This window comes from Microbulbifer mixtoriginis (SeqCode), assembly GCF_052467235.1.
The window spans coordinates 1,973,523-1,991,569 of record NZ_CP174305.1; the positions used below are offsets into that span (position 1 = coordinate 1,973,523).

Consider the following 18,047-nt stretch of genomic DNA (forward strand, 5'->3'; position numbering starts at 1 on the left):
CAGTCTCAAAGGGGAGGGCTTTTGGGTCCAAGAGATACAAAATCGACCATAGACGGCAAAAGCAACCAACCCAATCAGTGTACCTCCAATAAAAAAGCCCGCACCAGTAGGGTGCGGGCTTTTCGAGAACGGCTCGACGGCATCGGCGTGATGCCGCTCGCCATTACACGGAGTAGTACATATCAAACTCGACCGGGTGCGTGGTCATGTTCAGGCGCTCTACTTCTTCGCGCTTCAGGTCGATGTAGGCATCGATGGCGTCGTCGGTGAATACACCACCTTCGGTGAGGAAGGCACGATCCTGATCCAGAGCATCCAGGGCGCCTTCCAGACTCGCAGCAACGGTCGGGTACTCGGCCAACTCTTCCGGCGGCAGATCGTAGAGATCCTTGTCGGCGGCATCGCCGGGGTGGATCTTGTTCTTGATACCGTCCAGGCCCGCCATCAACAGCGCAGCAAACGCCAGATAGGGGTTGGCGGTCGGATCCGGGAAGCGGGTCTCGATACGCTTACCCTTAGGAGAGGTCACGTAAGGGATACGGATAGACGCAGAGCGGTTGCGCGCGGAGTACGCCAGGATAACCGGGGCTTCGAAGCCAGGAACCAGACGCTTGTAAGAGTTGGTGGATGCGTTACAGATCGCATTCAGGGCGCGCGCGTGCTTCACGATACCGCCGATGTAGTACAGGGCAGTCTCGGACAGGCCCGCGTAGGCATCGCCGGCAAACTGGTTAACGCCATCCTTAGTAAAGGACTGGTGCACGTGCATGCCGGAGCCGTTATCGCCTACCAGCGGCTTGGGCATAAAGGTCGCGGTCTTGCCGTAGGCGTGGGCCACATTGTGTACGGCGTATTTGAGGATCTGCACCTCATCCGCTTTCTTGGTCAGAGTGTTGGCGGCAACGCCGATCTCACACTGGCCAGCGGTGCCCACTTCGTGGTGGTGTACTTCAACACGCAAACCCATCTGCTCCATAGCGGAACACATAGCGGCGCGCACATCGTGCAGGGAGTCAACCGGGGGCACTGGGAAGTAACCGCCTTTCACTCCGGGGCGGTGACCAATATTGCCCTCACTGAAGTTATGGCCGGAAGACCAAGCCGCCTCTTCGGAGTTGATCTTGTAGAAGGCGCCACCCATTTCGGCACCCCAGGTAATATCGTCGAAGACGAAAAACTCGGGCTCTGGGCCGAACAGTGCGGTGTCACCCAGACCGGTGGACTTCAGGTATTCCTCGGCGCGCAGCGCGATAGAACGCGGGTCGCGCTCGTAGCCCTGACCGGTGATCGGGTCGACGATATTACAGCGAATAATCACGGTGCTTTCGTCGGTGAAGGGATCGAGGAAAGCGGTATCGTCATCCGGCATCAGGATCATGTCGGACTCGTTGATGCCCTTCCAGCCAGCGATAGAGGAGCCATCGAACATCTTGCCCTCTTCGAAGAACTCGTCGTCAATCTCTGACACGGGCACAGATACGTGCTGCTCTTTACCCTTGGTGTCTGTGAAGCGCAGGTCTATCCACTTAGCTTCACTCTCATTAATCAAACCGAGCGTTTTCGCTGACATTGCTGTCCTCCAGGTCTTGAAAAGTATTTGGTCGCTATGCCTATACTGCTGGCATTCGCTCTTTACCTGGCGTGAAATAAAGCAAAGAGTGTGCCAAATTAGGGCAGTGGCGTCGCAGCGGCGGCTGGTGCCGGTGCGGGCCCCAGTACTGGGCCGACTGGGGCAGGATAGATGTATTGTGGCTGTGCAGCCATAACTAAATGCACCACAATGGCACATTTATACTCCAGCTTGCTCACAAACAGTGCACAACCAACTTGCGTCCGGCTAGTTTATAATGCCGCACCTTCTATCAACATGCGGTACCCCACGGATTCCCATGCACTTTGTCGTCAAATTTTTTCCCGAGATCACCATCAAGAGCAATCCGGTGCGCAAACGTATGTCGCGCCAGCTCAAGGACAACCTACAGCGCCTGCTGCGCCAGCTGGACGACCGTATCCAGGTGCGCAAAGACTGGGAAAAGATCGATGTGATCGCCCCGGACGCCGTGGCCCATCTTGGCAGCCGCATTGAAGAGGTGCTCTCTCACACCCCCGGCATTGCCAACTTCTCTCGCGTGCGCCAGTTCCCCCTGGGCGACCTGCACGATATGTACGAGAAGACCCTGTCTATATGGGGCCCCGCCCTCAAGGACAAGACCTTCTGCGTGCGGGTAAAGCGCACCGGCGACCACGACTTTAAATCCCTCGATGTGGAACAGTACGTAGGCGGCGGCCTCAACAAAAATACCGGGGCGGCCGGGGTGAAACTGAAAAACCCGGATATCACGGTCAAGCTGGAGATCCGCCACGACAAACTCAACGTGATCGAGGAACAGCACCCCGGCCTCGGCGGCTTCCCCCTGGGTACCCAGGACCCGGTGCTGTCGCTGGTCTCCGGCGGTTTCGATTCCACAGTGGCCAGCTATCTGACCATGAAACGCGGTATCCGCACTCACTTCCTGTTCTTCAACCTGGGCGGGCGCCAACACGAACTGGGCGTTAAGGAAGTGGCCTACTACCTGTGGAACAAATACGGCGCCTCCCACCGGGTGCGTTTTGTCACCGTGCCCTTCGACGAAGTGGTGGCAGAAATTCTCGAGCGCGTAGACGACTCCCACATGGGCGTGATTCTCAAGCGTATGATGCTGCGCGCCGCAGACGTTATCGCGAAAGAGCTGGAAGTGGATGCAGTGGTAACCGGTGAGGCCATCGCCCAGGTTTCCAGCCAGACCCTGAAAAACCTGTCAGTAATCGATAGTGTCACCAACACCCTGGTACTACGACCACTGATCACTACCGACAAGACCGATATTATCCGTACCTCCCGGGCCATCGGCACCGAGGAATTCGCCGCAAATATGCCCGAATACTGCGGCGTGATTTCGGTAAAACCCACCACCCGCGCCAAGATTGAAAAAGTGGAATCCGAGGAAAACCGCTTCGATTTCACCATCCTCGATCGCGCCATCGGCAACCGATCGATTCAGAATATCGACGAGGTCATCGAAGAAGTGGACGGTGAAGCACCGGAAGTGGAAATCCGTGAGGAGGCCGGCAACGCAGTAATCATCGATATCCGCCACCCGGATGAAGAAGAAATGGACCCGCTGGAGCTAGAGGGCGTCGAAGTAGAGACGATCCCCTTCTACCGTCTCAATAACAGCTTCGCCAAGCTGGATCAGGAGCGCGAGTACCTGCTTTACTGTGCGCGCGGCGTAATGAGCCGCCTACATGCCTCTCACTTGCTGGATGAAGGCTTCCGTAATGTGGGCGTATTGCGCCCACAGATCCCGCACCGCCCCGACGGCATCAAGAAGTAATTGCCCGGCGCGGGCGGCAGATTCGCCCGCGTCCTCCCTGCTCTGTTCCTCTGGTCGCCATTCTGAACGCGACCGGTGATTTTTTACTCAAAATCACTCCCAATTGTCATGCGGCCCCCCTATAATCGCCGCCTTTGGCCGGAATGCTGCTGTAGAAACCCCGCAGGCCCCCGCCCCGATTTACCAAGATTTAACGCCCAGAGGCCCCCAGTGATAGAGAATCTGCGCAATATTGCGATTATTGCCCACGTAGACCACGGCAAAACCACCCTGGTGGACAAGCTGCTGTCCCAGTCCGGCACACTCGACCGCCGCGACGAAGGCGCCGAGCGGGTCATGGACTCCAATGACCAGGAGAGAGAGCGCGGCATTACCATCCTCGCCAAGAACACCGCCATTCGCTGGAACGACTACCGCATCAACATCGTCGACACCCCAGGGCACGCCGACTTTGGCGGTGAGGTAGAGCGCGTACTGTCCATGGTCGACTCCGTATTGCTGTTGGTAGATGCGGTGGACGGCCCCATGCCGCAAACCCGCTTCGTTACCCAAAAGGCGTTTGAGCAGGGCCTCAACCCCATCGTGGTGATCAACAAGATCGACCGCCCCGGCGCGCGCCCAGACTGGGTGATGGATCAGGTCTTCGACCTGTTCGACAGCCTCGGCGCCACCGATGAGCAACTGGACTTCCCGGTTGTTTACGCCTCCGCTCTGAACGGTATCGCCGGCCTCGACGATACCGATATGGCCGACGATATGACGCCGCTGTTCCAGATGATCGTGGACAAGGTTGAGCCGCCCAAGGTAGACCCAAAAGGCGCCTTCCAGATGCAGATTTCCGCCCTGGATTACTCTAGCTATGTCGGTGTTATCGGCGTAGGCCGTATCACCCGTGGCACCCTGGCCCCCAACCAGCAGGTGGTGGTACTGGACCGCGAAGGCAAATCCCGCAAGGCCAAGGTTCTGCAGGTGATGGGCTACCTCGGCCTTGAGCGCACCGAAGTGGAACTGGCCAGCGCCGGCGACATTGTGTGTATTACCGGTGTGGGCGAACTGAATATCTCCGATACCCTGTGCGACCCAGACACTCCGGAAGCCCTGCCCGCCCTGAGCGTGGATGAGCCCACCGTGAGTATGACCTTCCAGGTGAACGACTCGCCTTTTGCCGGCCAGGATGGCAAGTTCGTTACCTCGCGCAATATCAAGGAGCGCCTGGATCAAGAGCTGATCCACAACGTAGCCCTGCGCGTTGAGCAAGGTGATTCCCCGGACAAATTCCGCGTATCCGGTCGCGGCGAATTACACCTGTCGGTACTGATCGAAACCATGCGTCGCGAAGGCTTCGAGCTGGGCGTCTCCCGTCCGGAAGTGGTGCAGAAAGAAGTGGACGGCGAGATCCAGGAGCCCTACGAAGAGGTGGTGATCGACGTTGAAGACCAGCACCAGGGCCCGATTATGGAAGAGCTGGGTCTACGCAAAGCCGAACTGACCAATATGGAGCCGGACGGCAAAGGCCGTGTGCGCCTGACCTTTATCGTGCCCTCGCGCGGCATGATCGGTTTCCGCAACCAGTTCCTGACCCTGACCAGCGGCTCCGGCATCATGACCAGCATCTTCGACCACTACGGCCCGGTAAAACAGGGTGAAGTGGCCAAGCGCATCAACGGCGTACTGGTATCCATGGTGAACGGTAAGACTCTGGCCTACGCTCTGTTCGCCCTGCAGGACCGTGGACGCCTGTTCCTCGGCCACGGCGAAGATATCTATGAAGGCCAGGTTATCGGTATCCACTCCCGAGGCAACGACCTGGTGGTAAACCCCACCAAGGGTAAGCAGCTCACCAATATTCGCGCCGCCGGCACCGACGAAGCCCTGACCCTCACTCCGCCCATCCGCCATACCCTGGAGCAGGCGCTGGAGTTTATCGAAGAGGACGAGCTGGTTGAGGTGACTCCCAACCATATCCGCATACGCAAAAAAATCCTGCAGGAAAATATGCGTAAGCGCACGAAGAAATAATTAAAATTTTCTTCAGCTTAAAAAGGGCCCTGTAGGGCCCTTTTTTATTTTTCACACTTGGTGACAACCTACACCGAAAACTTAAGCAAACTAGAAAAAAATACTTTATCCGGGCAGCCAGCGTTTATTGCTATTTATTTTTGGAAAGCGCTGACAGCGACACCTAGGCAACTGCCCTTGGGTATTATCCAGACCAATACTATTTTTATTTTTTTTGCTCACATCATAAAAATTAATTCTTAAATAACTCTAATAATTCGACCATCACCACCAGATATTTATCACATTAACTCCTATGCCATAGAAACTGATTTTATCCTGTAAAAAGCGGTTTACATCTTGATTCTTTCACTTTTCTTGCACAATTTATCGGGAAAAATGATCTGGTCATGATGGTACTCTCAGTTTCAGATGGAACTTTTATCCCCCGGTTTTTTTCCAATTTCCTCAACTATAAAATTTAGTTCTATAACGCTAAGTTTCATCGTAATTAAGGCCCATGGGAGGTCACTGTAATGTTTTCTTTCCTGCAATCTCAGGATCGAACAGGGATGTTGGAGGGGGGCCGCAATGAGCGCGGACTCGGATTTAAAAAAGTAGCAACACTTGCTGCGGCCCTCGTGTTGAGTGCCAATGTCAGCGCTCAGGAGACCAAACGTGTTTCCGCTTACTGGGCCGACTGGGAGTATTGGGCCGACTCCTCCTTCACCCACGACAATGTGGATTTTTCCAAACTGACCCATGTGCAATACGCCTTTGCCTGGAATGACGAAGAGGGCACCATCTACTTTACTGATCCCTATGTCTTTTACGGAATGGGGGCTCAATCTTTCTCCGGCGGCGCCGGCAATGGTCCGGTCAAGTGCTCACCGCCGTTCTGGCATCCCTACAGCCAGTACGATGCAAGCAAGCAGGACGCAGTCTGCCAGAGCTGGAACGATCACGAATCCGGTTTCGTAAAGTCGGTACACGACGATGGTGCCAAGGCGATTCTCTCCGTAGGTGGCTGGACGCTCTCCCATAAAGTCTCTGAGATGATGGAAAGCGCCAACACACGTGCAGCATTTATCGAAAATGCGGTAACCCTGCTAACCGACTGGGACTTCGATGGACTCGACCTCGACTTCGAATATCCGGGCTATGCACCCAACGGTGGCCGTTCGATCGACAAAGAAAATTTCACCACACTACTGAAGGAGCTGCGTGCGCGCTTCGATGAAGTCGAAGCCGAGACCGGCAAGCGCTTGGAGCTAACCGCCGCCGTCGCTTGCGGCCCATCGATTGCACAAGAAGGCTACGATTTCGCCGAGGTCGGTGCAACGCTCGACTACGTCAACCTGATGACCTACGACTTCGGTGGCGACTGGGATTCAGTAGCCCAGCACACCTCGCCACTTTACCCCTATGCCGGCCAAGTCAATGAGGGCTTCGACGCGGACAGCTGCCGCAATATGTGGATGACTGAAGGCAATATCCCGTCAGAAAAAATCATCCTGGGCATGTCCCACTACGGCCGCAGTGTCGCCGGCGCCACCGCGATCGGCGAAGCCGCATCGGGGCAGGATGTCGCTCACTGGGGTTCCGACACCGAGACGCGTTACTACCAGATCGTTGAGAAAATGCAGAGCGACGCATCATTCCAGACCGCCTACGACCCAGAAGCAGTCACTCACTATGGGTGGTTCCCGGATGGCGGCTTCATTTCCTTCGAGGGCACCACCTCAATCGCCGAGCGCTCCCGTTACGTGGTCGAGCAAGACCTGGGCGGTGTGATGATCTGGCAGCTCAGGGGCGGCATGCTGCGCGAGAATAACCAATACCAATACCCACTTCTGGATGCGGCGCTAGAGGTCTTCGGGCAAGGCGGATCGAGCTCTGGGGATGATGGCAACGGAGACACTGGAAGTACTGGCGACACGGGCGATACTGGAAATACCGGCGACACTGGGGATACTGGTGATACCGGGGACACCGGAGATACGGGTGACACCGGCGATAGCGGCAACACAGGAAATACTGGAGACACTGGCGATAGCGGCAGCACCGGAAACTCTGCCTGCGAAGCGTTTGAGCAGCCCTATGCTGGCGATCTAGGCTATGCGGTCGGTGATGTTGTTGTCTTCGAAGGTGTCGCCTACGAATCCACTCATGCGCCAAACTGGTGGTCTCCGAGTGCGGCACCATCACTGTGGAGTGAAACCACCTGTCAAACAAGCGGCGGCGACTCTGGCAACGATTCCGGTACAGGGTCAGACGATAACAGCGGCACCAATAATGGATCTGGCGACAATACAGATAACGGTTCCGGTGACAACACAGACGGAAATTCTGATGGCAACAATGGCGATGAGGGCTCGGCAGATTCCTGCCCAGTGTTCCAACAGCCCTACGCGGGTGATGCGGGCTACGAAGTTGGCGATAAGGTAACTTTCGAAGGCCAGGTATACGTCTCTACCTTCGGACCCAACTGGTGGTCTCCGGCTGCAGCGCCGCAGTACTGGGAAGCGAGCTCCTGTCAGTAAATATCTTTAAGATTTTACTTTTCCAGGAAATAAAAGGGCCTTCGGGTCCTTTTATTTTTTACATAAAATATTCAAACCTTTTTCTTAGCCCTCCCTTTTCAGACCTCAGCTTCCAACCCTTTTCTTCTCCGCACTCTGTTGCCTAGGCACCATTAGCCCAGCTTTTCAGCCAATCACGGTAGTGCCTGTAAGCTTCAGGATTAAAATTTTCAGAACAACTATTCATAAATCCATGAGAAAACCGTGTTTTATGTAAAGTCACCATCGGTATATTGGAGAGTTCGCGGGAGAACTCCAAAACATTAAAGGAGGGCTCTTTATTTGCCAGAAAAAAGTCTACACTTCGGGTTGGCCTCTCATTGAGAAGATAGCGAACCCTGGAACCATAGAAGCAGGCTGTTTTTTTAATAAATTCAGCTTGATCACTACAGGCTAACATCCAAGCGACTGTTGTTCCCACACTAAATCCCAGCAGATTATAACTATAACGCTGCTCTTTAATGTAACTGCTTACATAGGAATAGTACCTTTCCAGGCCGCATTCGTTGATAAAATATTTATATGCATCCCCCTCGATCTCAAAGTTCATCTCACTACCGGAGTATGGATCCAGGATTGTATAATCCTCAAAAGTTCGCAAACAAAGGGCGTCCAAGGCTTCTGTCCGCCCCCAAATATCAGAAACAACAATTACCTTCATTAATATTAATACCTTGTAGTTTTTACAATTTCCGATGCAGCTGCCTTCCTGATAACAATAAATTAAAATTAAACCCCATGAAGATACTTAAATTTAATGAAAGCACCAAAGAATCAAAGGTACTCGCTATTCACCATGCTAAAAAACTCGAAAATGACCTCCTTCTAGAGCTTGTATCATCCAGAAAAGAAATAAAGTCCTCTGGGGAAGCCACCCTAGTAGCTATAGGATTTTGGGATATGACCGACTTATCAATTGAAGACCATGCCAGTCATAAATCCATTGAAGGTGTTGATAATGTCGAGTTTTGGATGCACAAACTTTTTAACAAAGTGTATGGTTAAAATGGTTACTAAACCCAGTGGCAAGAAATATCTAACAAGAGATAATCGATCATCAGATTCATTTAAACTGACTTAACCGCCAGCCATCCAAATTTGCTACAGGGTATAATTTCAGCCTCAGGAATCAACTTAGAAAGTTGTACCCTGCTGTAATGAGAGGACTCCACACCTTTGTCTGTCAGAATGGAATTTTCTGAAACCCGCTTTATACCAAAACCAATTTTCTGATAAAACACCACTCTTTCTTCGATAGATTGTTCTGAGAAAACACTGACAATCAATTTCCCTTTACGCTGGCATACACTCTGCATTACTTCGATGACTCTACTCGCTGGGTAAATATTACCAACCGTGTTATACATAGATATGGCGATAGAGTACCTACGCTCCGATGTAAATGTCTTGGCATCTGCAAGTAAAAATTGGAGGTTTCTTATTCCTTTACTCAAATTTCGTGCACTCGCAATATGCCCATGGTCATTATCTATTCCCAATCCGAGTTCAAGACGATCGTTTAATAGCCTGAGATGACGACCATTACCGCAACCAAAATCTATAAGCGTTGATCCCTCGGAAACCAGATTTCTTAGAAAACGATTCTCCTCATCGAGATAATTACCCAAATCAGAGTATTTATATACCTTGCGAATAATGTCATCAATTTCGTATGGAACCGACTTAATTGCCATGTAATAACACATTAAAATAACTTCACTGCTTTTATTTTAAGGTGTCTATATCACTTTTCTGAGAGCTACAGATACACTTTACTTTTACTTGAGAAAACGCTTCAACCCTGTATCAGGATGGCAGCCCTGATAAAAAGCCCGCCCCTTGCCATGCGGCACTACTGCCACTTCGTGACTCAACAAAAGTTGCATCCCAGAGGCGAAGCGACTCGCATAACACTGCGCAGCCGCATAAATAGCTTTATGGGTAGGGTGGTGATGTACCCAGTTTTCCAAATCCGCCAGGGATGCAAACCAAGCAATAGTTTCAGTGTCCGGCCTGCCCAGTGCAGGATGCTCATCATTTAACAGGCGAGCACTAAGACAGCGCGATTCTATTGGGTTTGACTGCAAATAATGCACCCCCTGTTCATACTCGGAACACAGAGATTCCCGGTAGGCATGCCGCTCCGCGGAACTGGCTGCCGAGTACCCTTGAACTGTACGAATCATACATAAATTACCGGGAAGAGATATTTCTGTATCTGACTGTTTCCCAACCGGTATTGCCCGCAGGGTTTGCAGTTGACCCAGAAGCCCATCATTCTCCGCCGCACTAATTCGATCCCGCATCGCACCCCAGTAAGCGTGTTCATGCTGCTCACAAATATCAAAGTGGCGAAAAATCCCCCAGTCAGCCACAGGTGTGGAGGAAGATACTTCAAAGTGTGAGCGTGGAGCGGCTAATGCCTCATACCAAAATCCCGACTTACTCTGAATAATTTCCCGTAACTCAGTAGCTTCTTCCCTAAGCCATTTCCCCATTGATTCATCGTTGTCCCAATAGGCTATAGCAATATCGTTATAAGCTCCCTGAACATCGATGTGTCCCGCCCGCTCAAAGTGCAGCAAGCCTTTAGCACTGGATAAAAACCTGGCCAATAATCGGAATAGCGAATCGTCACGTTGTCCACTCGCAAACTGTAAGCCAACCTGGCACTGGACATACCAATGGTTAGAGGGAAGGTCTAGCTCCCATGCGGGGTAGGGAGGCTTGAAATTCACTGGACGATTTTTCAAGCTTTATTATCTCCTCGCGCTCAGCTTTGTAAGTGCCTAACTTCTAGTTAAGGAACAACTTCTTCAGCCTTTTTCAAGGGCATTGTGAAAAGGCTTAATTAGCCCTTACTAAATAAGCACGACAGTACACTTTTGTGATCAGGTAATCTCACACCGTGTAGAAACGCCGCTCAACCCTCTCCCACTCTCCAAGAGCGGCGGGAGAATGTAAACAAACCGTCAGTTGATCAAATTCACCGGAATACTCATTGAGAACTTCCAGGGCCTGGTGTGCGGAAATGGCATGGGGAAATCGATTGGTACCCGCACCCAATGCGGGAAAGAGAATACGCTTCAACCCCTTCTCCCTCGCAAGACACAACACACTCTCATAACAACGCCGTAGCTGGCCAATGGCCAAAGCGCCCCATTGATCACCACTGCTCCACTGCGGCGTAACCGTGTGCAGCAGATAATCCACCGGCAGATGGTAGGCATTAGTTAGCCGCGCCTCACCTACGGCACATTTAAGTTGCCTACCACACTGAGTCGCAAGCTCAACGCCACCCTGTGCATAAATCTGCGCCGAAAGGCCGCGCCCGCGAATAAGATGTTTGTGCGCGGGGCACACCAGTGCGTCCCCACGTAATGTCAGGATATTGCCCCAAGTCAGATGAATTTGTGTCACGGTTTCTCAGTTCTAACGTTTGCTTTACAGATACTGTAGCTCGCGGCTTTGGTCATCGGGCGAATCCTCCTATACTCGGCGCAGCTTCACTCTGCCGGTGAAATAAGTGACAGTAATCGCGCTTACGACCGACGGAAGTTGCAGTCTGTACAGGAACAGAGACGACTATGAACTCAGGGTATAACAAGCATCACACCGCACTAGGCACACCGGTGGCGGAGCTGGAGCGCATCGACCTGCGCCGCCGTATCATGGCCTCCTCCTACATGTTAATTTTTGCCATGGCAGTAACCGGTGCCATGGCGGTTATTGCCCTGAGCGCCGCCGATATTCTGCAGGCCACGACCCTTTCCGCCGCCGCAGTAGTGATACTCTGCTCCTATGTCACCATCAATGTGATGGGCCCCAGCCAAAAAACACCGCTACTGGTAGGCATTCTTTTATTGGTACTCTACTTTTATCTGCTGTTATCCGGCGGGGTTAACAACACTGGCCTAATGTGGGCGGTGATGTTGGTGCCAGGATTTATCAATTTATACGGCTATAAGACCGGCACAGTGGCGCTGATCGCCATCGGCCTAGTCACCGCGACGGCTCTTTTCTACCCGGATTTCCCCGGCCTGAAGGCGGAATATGACACCGCCTATCGCGCACGTTTTATTGCGGTCTTTGGCGCTCTTACCGCTCTCACCGCACTACTCGACAGCAGTCGCCATCACACCCAACAGCTACTCGAACGCCTCACCGGTGAACTGGAAAAAAGTGCCTCCACCGATGCTCTCACCGGGCTGGCGAACCGCCGAGAGGCCTACCGGGCTATCCACGATATGGAACGGCGCAACAAGGAGTTACAGGGCCGCTACGTGATACTGATTGGCGACCTGGACAACTTTAAAAGCATTAACGATACCTACGGCCACGGCTTTGGTGACCGCATCTTGCAGGACGTAGCGAAAATTCTCGGGGAAAACACCCGCGCAGAGGATGTTGTTGCACGCTGGGGCGGAGAGGAGTTTCTGTTGCTGTTGCCCAATACCGATGTGCGCGGCGGCAGGGTGCTGGCAGAAAAATTGCGTCGCAAGGTTGAGGCCCTGAGCCGCCGCTACGTACAGCCGGTAAAAGTTTCCATCAGTTTTGGCGTGGTAGAGGGAAGCGGCAACCCTCACAACCAACTACTGGCGGAGGCGGACAAGCGTATGTACCGGGCAAAGAACAGTGGCCGCAACCGGGTAGTAGCCGCCTAGGTCAAGTGATAAGGTCGCGCAGGAAGAAGCCTACAGCGAATGCCAGCGCGGCGGCACCGCCACCAAATACCAGAGTCTTGAAGCCCGCCATCCAAACCTTTTGGGAAAATACCAGGCCCTTGCACAGACCGATGGCAAAGAAGGTTAAAGCCGCCAGAATAACGCTGCTATAGAACTGTTGTGAAGAGTTCAGTGGCGGGAAAAGGTAGGGCAACAGCGGCACGGTGCCCATGCCAATAAATGCGAAGAAGGTCACCAAAGCACTGCCCAGAGGTTTGCGTTTGGTCCGACTGATACCGTATTCCTCCGCCAACATGGTCTCAATCCATAGCTGGCGATTGGCGGTAATGGTAGTGACGATCTCGTCCAGCACCTGCCCGCGAAATCCCTTGCGATGGAATATCTGGCGAATCTCCTCTCGCTCTCCCTCGGGTACCAGTGCGATATGCTCGCGTTCGATACGCGTCGCCGCCGCAGCTTGTTCACGCTCCACACTGACGGCCTCGTAATTGCTCACCGCCATACTGAAGCCATCCGCAATCAGGTTGGCGAACCCCATAACTAACACGACCGACTCGGAAAAACCCGCACCGAAGGCCCCGGCCACTATGGCAAAGGTAGTAACGCAGCCATCGATGGCCCCCAGAACAAAATCGGAGACCCGTTGAGATTTCGGCTCTCGCCCCAGGCGGGCGTGGATCCGTTCTGGGCGGTGCTCCTCCAGCAGCTCGCGCCGGGACAGCGCTCCCTTTTGTTCACGCCCCGTCATAGCAGAGGCCCAGCAGGAGCACCTGACCGGGATTTACAGCGGAGCGATAAAAGCCGGGGACTCGCGTATTCATACCACGCATAAACACCTCATAGTCCCCTGTCCTATTTCTGCTCATTGCCTTGGCCCCGGCCAATCCAGTTTATTTCACAATAAAACTGCCCCTATCAACACCGGTATTTCCGGTTTTAGCGTCATAAGCGTAAACCAGAATTTCGTAGACGCCGGGTAAATCCGTGGCGAAGGGCGCACTAAAGGTATTCATAGTGTCCTGGATTTTCAGTGGCACTGTGGCAAATTCGCCTCCATTTCGCTTCACTATCGCAGTGACTTCAATCTTGCTGCCATCCCATAAGCCACCATCGGTAAAGGAGCAACCACACATCATCACCACATTGGCGCGGATCTCGAATGGACTCTTATCCAAACCGGTGTAGAGGTGAGTCTGTGGGCTGAGCAGGTCCACCACCATGCCGGGGATTTCCACAATCAAGCCCTCGCCACCAATAGGCTTGCCTGGCACCAACCAGGTCTGGGTCTGCGCCACCACGCGGGCCTGCTTTTTGATGTAGGGGGCCAGCACCTCAATGGTAAGAAAAACTGGCTCACTAATGTCCAGATTAGCGGTGAATTTAGCCGCCCCCTCGGCGATAGGCACATAGCGCTCACGCGGGGTCTTCATAATCTTACCAGTATCGCCGGTGCTCCCTTGAGTCAGGCCCTGTGCGAGAATTTCCCCAGTATCTGCCGCACGGATAATGACCATGGCACCCCCAATGGAGGAACCGATAAATTTGGCATCCTTGGCTTTGGCACGCACGGTAATTTCGGTAGAAACCGCCTTAGTATCCGTCTTGGCCCAAAGTGGAACAGCAACTAATTGGGCAATTAACAAACATAAAATAATGATAATTTTTTTCATACACAGCCTTTTTTAAGTTCTAATTCCTTCCTTAAACTAGACACCTTACTTTCAACAGGTGATATCAAAAGACATTCTCCTCTTTGGGGTCATATAAATCAAAACCAAACGATTTTCATATTAGGTATAAATTTTACATTACAATAGTTCCGCGATGAGAAAGGTGCATTGCTTAAGGACTAGTTACTGAACAAACATGGTTTCCTTTTATGTTGAAACTGGCCGGTCAGCTAACCAAAAGACTATTCTTTACCTTAACAACTTTATCTGGAGCCTATGCTCTTACGGCCTACATTTATAACAAATGCTTCCCTCAATCAGTCACCTTTAACAGAGAATTTATCTCAAAAAGATTTGTTAGAAACTTAGATCATCTGCAAGATAAAGATACAATCAAAGTACTAATCATTACGGGCGGGGGCGTTCGCGGACTTATCCCCCTCTATGTCCTGCAATATATCGAAAAAAACCTAGGAAAACCGATCAATGAAGTATTTGATGTTTTTGCCGGAGTATCCACTGGAGCCGTTATAGCAACTGGAATCAACATCCCAGGTAAAGCTATTCCAGATTACTATGGGAAAAATATTTCTCACCTAGACTACCTAATAAATATCTATAAAGATGAAACTACTTATATCTTTAAATCCCCCTGGTATCACAAGCTGCTCACTGGGGCTGGGCTCTTCTCACCAGCCTATTTCGGCCGACGCCTACATGAGATCATGGAGAAATACTACACAAAAGATTTAAAATTTAATGATTTAGATAACTACGTTATTATTCCAACATTAAACATAGATAGTGGAGAAATCTTTTTATTCAAAAATCGAGGAGATGCGGCCCTAGATTTACCTACAAATAGCCTATACCAACTGGTAACAGCTGCAGCTAGTGCCGAGACGGCTTTCCCTCCAGTCTCTTTTGAATCGATGAAGTCCAACTTCCAATCTTCCTTCAAAATTTACCCAACAGCTAAAGAAAAGGGTATTTGTTGTGTATTTGCAGATGCGGCTATAGCTATAAACAACCCGTCTAGTTTAATTCTAAGAGACATTATTCATGAATTCCCAGAAAAAAAATACTACATACTGGTCTTGTGCTCTGGATACCCAAAACTACTAAGCTCAAGTATGAAGTACCACTCGCTGAGAAAATGGGGACGCATCCACTGGGCTCATGATGCTTTAACCAACATACAGCGTTCTATGGATAAAAACCAACTTTACACTTTAGAGATTGCCAAGATTCTTTCCCAAAAGGGACGTATCGAATACGATTTTCTCAACGTAGATATTGACCATCCTTTCGTGGGCATATTCGACTATGACTTATTGCATCACCTCAAATATTACTCAGAAAAATTAATCAAAGAGAATAAATGTAGCTTAAGAAACATTATCCGACACCTCAACCGAATGGATTAACTTCGACTTTAAAAAACCTGAAAAAGCTGAGAAAATCTTAAGTCAACCTAATAATTCTGAGAAAACAATTATTTAACTCCCTCCAACCCACATAGTTCACTGTCAAACTTTCCCAACAGTTTCAGCTTGAAAATTTACCCAGCAGTTCCGTTGCGCTCTTAAGGTTGAATGAATAATGAGAGCTTTAACTTTTTCTCTTTGGCCAAACAATTAAAAAATGGGAAAGGTAAGAGTCACCCTCATAAAAAAAGCCGGGCAATGCCCGGCTTTAATTCAATAACCAAGTTAGCTTTTAAGCGCTCTTAATTGAGTCCACCCAAGCAGCCACTCGGCTCTCCAGGACTGGTACCGGCAGTGCACCGCCACCCAGTACGGTGTCGTGGAAACCGCGGATATCGAATTTTTCGCCCAGCTGCTCCTCAGCCTGCTTGCGCAGTTCCTGAATCTTCAGCATCCCGATCTTGTAGGCGGTAGCCTGACCCGGCCACACCAGATAGCGGCGTACTTCGGAACGCACGGCTGTTTCAGGGATCGCAGAGTTTTCCAGGAAGTATTCTACCGCCTGCTCCTCGCTCCAACCCTTGGCGTGCATGCCGGTATCTACTACCAAGCGGATGGCGCGCCACATTTCTGCGGTCAGATGGCCAAACAGGTTGTAGGGGTCCTCGAATGCACCCATCTCCTTAGCCAGTTTCTCAGAGTACAGGGCCCAGCCTTCTACATATACGGTGAAGTGCGCCTGGGTACGAAACTGTGGGATATCCTCCAGTTCCTGCGCGATGGAAATCTGCATATGGTGACCGGGGTTGCCCTCGTGGTAAGCCACAGTTTCCATATCGGTCGTGGAGTAGGCGCTCATGTCAGACAGGTGCGCATAGTAGATGCCAGGGCGAGAACCGTCTGGAGTGCCCGGGTAGTAGTGCTGAGCACCACCATCTTGCTCGCGGAAAGATTCCACCCGCTTAACCACCAGCTCCGCCTTGGGCAGCAGGCCGAAGTAGTCCGGCAGTTTCTTGGTGATGTCGTCGAGGAAAGCCGTGGAATCATCCAGGTAACCCTGGCGGCCTTCGTCGGTATTGGGATAGTAAAACTGGCCATCTTCACGGATAAAGGTGAAGAACTCCTGCAGGTTGCCCTCGTAGCCCACCTGCTTCTTGATGGTCTCCATCTCGCTGCGAATACGCGCTACTTCCTTCAGGCCGATATTGTGGATTTCATCAGCGGTCAGGCTGGTAGTGGTGGTATTTGCCAGGCGCTGGTTGTAGTAGGCCATACCATTCGGCAGACTGCTGGCGCCCTGAGGCTCTGCAGAGGCCTTCTGTACATCTTTCTTCAGCCAGGCAACCAGGGTCTTATAGGCAGGCAGGAACTCGGTCTCCAAGGCCTTGCGCGCGTCTGCGGTCAGCTTATCGGCCTGCTTCTGGTCAATCTTGCCGGCTTCCAACAGTTCAGCGACTTTGCCTTTGGCTCCGGCCCATAGGGGGGCGTCCTCACCATCGGTGAAGGGGGCGCCGTCGATCAGCTTGCTGGACTGCTCGATCGCGCCCTCGTAAGCGAAGCGCGGTGGGCGAATGCCCTCTTTGGCAGACTGCTCAGCGCGCTCGCGCAGCTGATTGATAGCCCGGGAAATACCGCCGATACGGGCGATATACGCCTGCATATCCTCGATATTGTCCACCTTGTGGAAGTTCAGCAGAAAGTTGGGCAGTTGCGACTGCACGCCGCCCATCTGCTCGAAAATATAGCCATGGCGCTTAAAGGGCTCGGCGGCTTTGGCCTGCTCAAACTGGTAAACCCAGATATCGTAGGACGTTTTTCCTTCTTGACTCAGCTTGTCGTAGTCGAAGTTCTTCTTCAGCTCTGCAACGGCCTTTTCCATCCAGGCCAGCTGGCGCGCCTCGGCGGCTTCGCTCATATCGTCGATCTGGTCGTACTGCTCCTTGCGGCCGAGATAGGACAGCTGCATAGGGCTGAACTGCAGCTGCTCTTCGTAACGCGCATCCAGCCATTCGGTCAGACGCTTGGTCTCAGCCACCGCATCAACGGTTACAGGGGCCTCGGCAACGGCACTTTGAGCTTTGTCGGCATTCGCTCCTGCTTGAGCGCTCTTATCGCCCTGACAGCCCGCAAGGATAGCGACAGCCAGCAGGCTGGGGATCAAAGGGTTGTTCAGCTTAATCGGCATTTTCCTATCTCGGTCAAAAGTTGTACAAAAAAACGCCGCTAACTTTGACACGAAATCTTTGAACTGTCGATTCGGGCTCTTTCAAACGCTATATCTGCGCGTCGAGACGAGCAGTCTTGGTGAGGG

General features: G+C 51.9%; 15 protein-coding genes. 6 read left to right on the forward strand and 9 right to left on the reverse strand.

What is annotated here, in order from left to right; genetic code table 11:
* Positions 1-163: 163 nt before the first annotated feature.
* Positions 164-1,570 (reverse strand): glutamate--ammonia ligase, encoded by a 1,407-nt coding sequence (gene glnA / locus ACJJIO_RS08640; protein WP_252086040.1) that lies wholly within the window; start codon positions 1,568-1,570, stop codon positions 164-166.
* 319 nt (positions 1,571-1,889) lie between these two features.
* Here glnA and thiI point away from each other — a divergent pair, with 319 nt between their 5' ends.
* From thiI to ACJJIO_RS08655, 3 genes are all read left to right on the forward strand, one after another.
* Positions 1,890-3,374 carry a tRNA uracil 4-sulfurtransferase ThiI gene (gene thiI, locus ACJJIO_RS08645; RefSeq protein ID WP_444910758.1) on the forward strand — a complete coding sequence of 495 codons (1,485 nt, stop codon included), beginning with the start codon at positions 1,890-1,892 and terminating at the stop codon, positions 3,372-3,374.
* A gap of 210 nt (positions 3,375-3,584) precedes the next feature.
* Positions 3,585-5,393: a translational GTPase TypA gene (typA, locus tag ACJJIO_RS08650; protein WP_444889121.1), complete on the forward strand. Its 1,809-nt coding sequence runs from the start codon at positions 3,585-3,587 to the stop codon at positions 5,391-5,393.
* A gap of 515 nt (positions 5,394-5,908) precedes the next feature.
* Complete coding sequence (locus tag ACJJIO_RS08655; protein ID WP_444910759.1) at positions 5,909-7,915, forward strand: glycosyl hydrolase family 18 protein; 2,007 nt, start codon at positions 5,909-5,911, stop codon at positions 7,913-7,915.
* 142 nt (positions 7,916-8,057) lie between these two features.
* Here the strand turns inward: ACJJIO_RS08655 and ACJJIO_RS08660 are convergent, their stop codons facing one another.
* On the reverse strand, positions 8,058-8,615 hold the full coding sequence (locus ACJJIO_RS08660; protein ID WP_444910760.1) for a dienelactone hydrolase family protein: 558 nt from the start codon (positions 8,613-8,615) through the stop codon (positions 8,058-8,060).
* Positions 8,616-8,692: 77 nt separating this feature from the next.
* Between ACJJIO_RS08660 and ACJJIO_RS08665 the strand changes: the two genes are divergently transcribed.
* Positions 8,693-8,959, forward strand: coding sequence for a hypothetical protein (locus tag ACJJIO_RS08665; protein WP_444910761.1), 267 nt, complete (start codon positions 8,693-8,695; stop codon positions 8,957-8,959).
* A 62-nt stretch (positions 8,960-9,021) separates the two neighbouring features.
* On the opposite strand, the gene ACJJIO_RS08670 is transcribed toward ACJJIO_RS08665, so the two are convergent.
* From ACJJIO_RS08670 to ACJJIO_RS08680, 3 genes are all read right to left on the reverse strand, one after another.
* Positions 9,022-9,648: a class I SAM-dependent methyltransferase gene (locus ACJJIO_RS08670; RefSeq protein WP_444883097.1), complete on the reverse strand. Its 627-nt coding sequence runs from the start codon at positions 9,646-9,648 to the stop codon at positions 9,022-9,024.
* Positions 9,649-9,732: 84 nt separating this feature from the next.
* Positions 9,733-10,707: a phenylacetaldoxime dehydratase family protein gene (locus ACJJIO_RS08675; protein WP_444910762.1), complete on the reverse strand. Its 975-nt coding sequence runs from the start codon at positions 10,705-10,707 to the stop codon at positions 9,733-9,735.
* 148 nt (positions 10,708-10,855) lie between these two features.
* On the reverse strand, positions 10,856-11,374 hold the full coding sequence (locus ACJJIO_RS08680; RefSeq protein WP_252083731.1) for a macro domain-containing protein: 519 nt from the start codon (positions 11,372-11,374) through the stop codon (positions 10,856-10,858).
* A gap of 167 nt (positions 11,375-11,541) precedes the next feature.
* On the opposite strand from ACJJIO_RS08680, the gene ACJJIO_RS08685 reads away from it, so the two are divergent.
* Complete coding sequence (locus ACJJIO_RS08685; protein ID WP_252083732.1) at positions 11,542-12,618, forward strand: GGDEF domain-containing protein; 1,077 nt, start codon at positions 11,542-11,544, stop codon at positions 12,616-12,618.
* A gap of 1 nt (position 12,619) precedes the next feature.
* On the opposite strand, the gene ACJJIO_RS08690 is transcribed toward ACJJIO_RS08685, so the two are convergent.
* The 3 genes from ACJJIO_RS08690 to ACJJIO_RS08700 are packed head-to-tail and all read right to left on the reverse strand — an operon-like array spanning position 12,620 to position 14,309.
* Positions 12,620-13,387 carry a VIT1/CCC1 transporter family protein gene (locus ACJJIO_RS08690; RefSeq protein WP_444889116.1) on the reverse strand — a complete coding sequence of 256 codons (768 nt, stop codon included), beginning with the start codon at positions 13,385-13,387 and terminating at the stop codon, positions 12,620-12,622.
* Entirely contained in the window at positions 13,374-13,505 is a 132-nt protein-coding gene (locus ACJJIO_RS08695) for a hypothetical protein (RefSeq protein WP_444910763.1), read from the reverse strand. Before ACJJIO_RS08695 ends, ACJJIO_RS08690 begins: the two co-directional genes overlap by 14 nt.
* Positions 13,506-13,529: 24 nt before the next feature.
* Positions 13,530-14,309 (reverse strand): hypothetical protein, encoded by a 780-nt coding sequence (locus ACJJIO_RS08700; RefSeq protein WP_444910764.1) that lies wholly within the window; start codon positions 14,307-14,309, stop codon positions 13,530-13,532.
* A gap of 209 nt (positions 14,310-14,518) precedes the next feature.
* Between ACJJIO_RS08700 and ACJJIO_RS08705 the strand changes: the two genes are divergently transcribed.
* A complete protein-coding gene (locus tag ACJJIO_RS08705; RefSeq protein WP_444889114.1) occupies positions 14,519-15,736 on the forward strand; it encodes a patatin-like phospholipase family protein in 1,218 nt (405 codons plus the stop codon).
* 292 nt (positions 15,737-16,028) lie between these two features.
* On the opposite strand, the gene ACJJIO_RS08710 is transcribed toward ACJJIO_RS08705, so the two are convergent.
* Positions 16,029-17,921, reverse strand: a complete 1,893-nt coding sequence (locus tag ACJJIO_RS08710; protein WP_252083736.1) for a DUF885 domain-containing protein — start codon at positions 17,919-17,921, stop codon at positions 16,029-16,031.
* Positions 17,922-18,047: the final 126 nt, after the last annotated feature.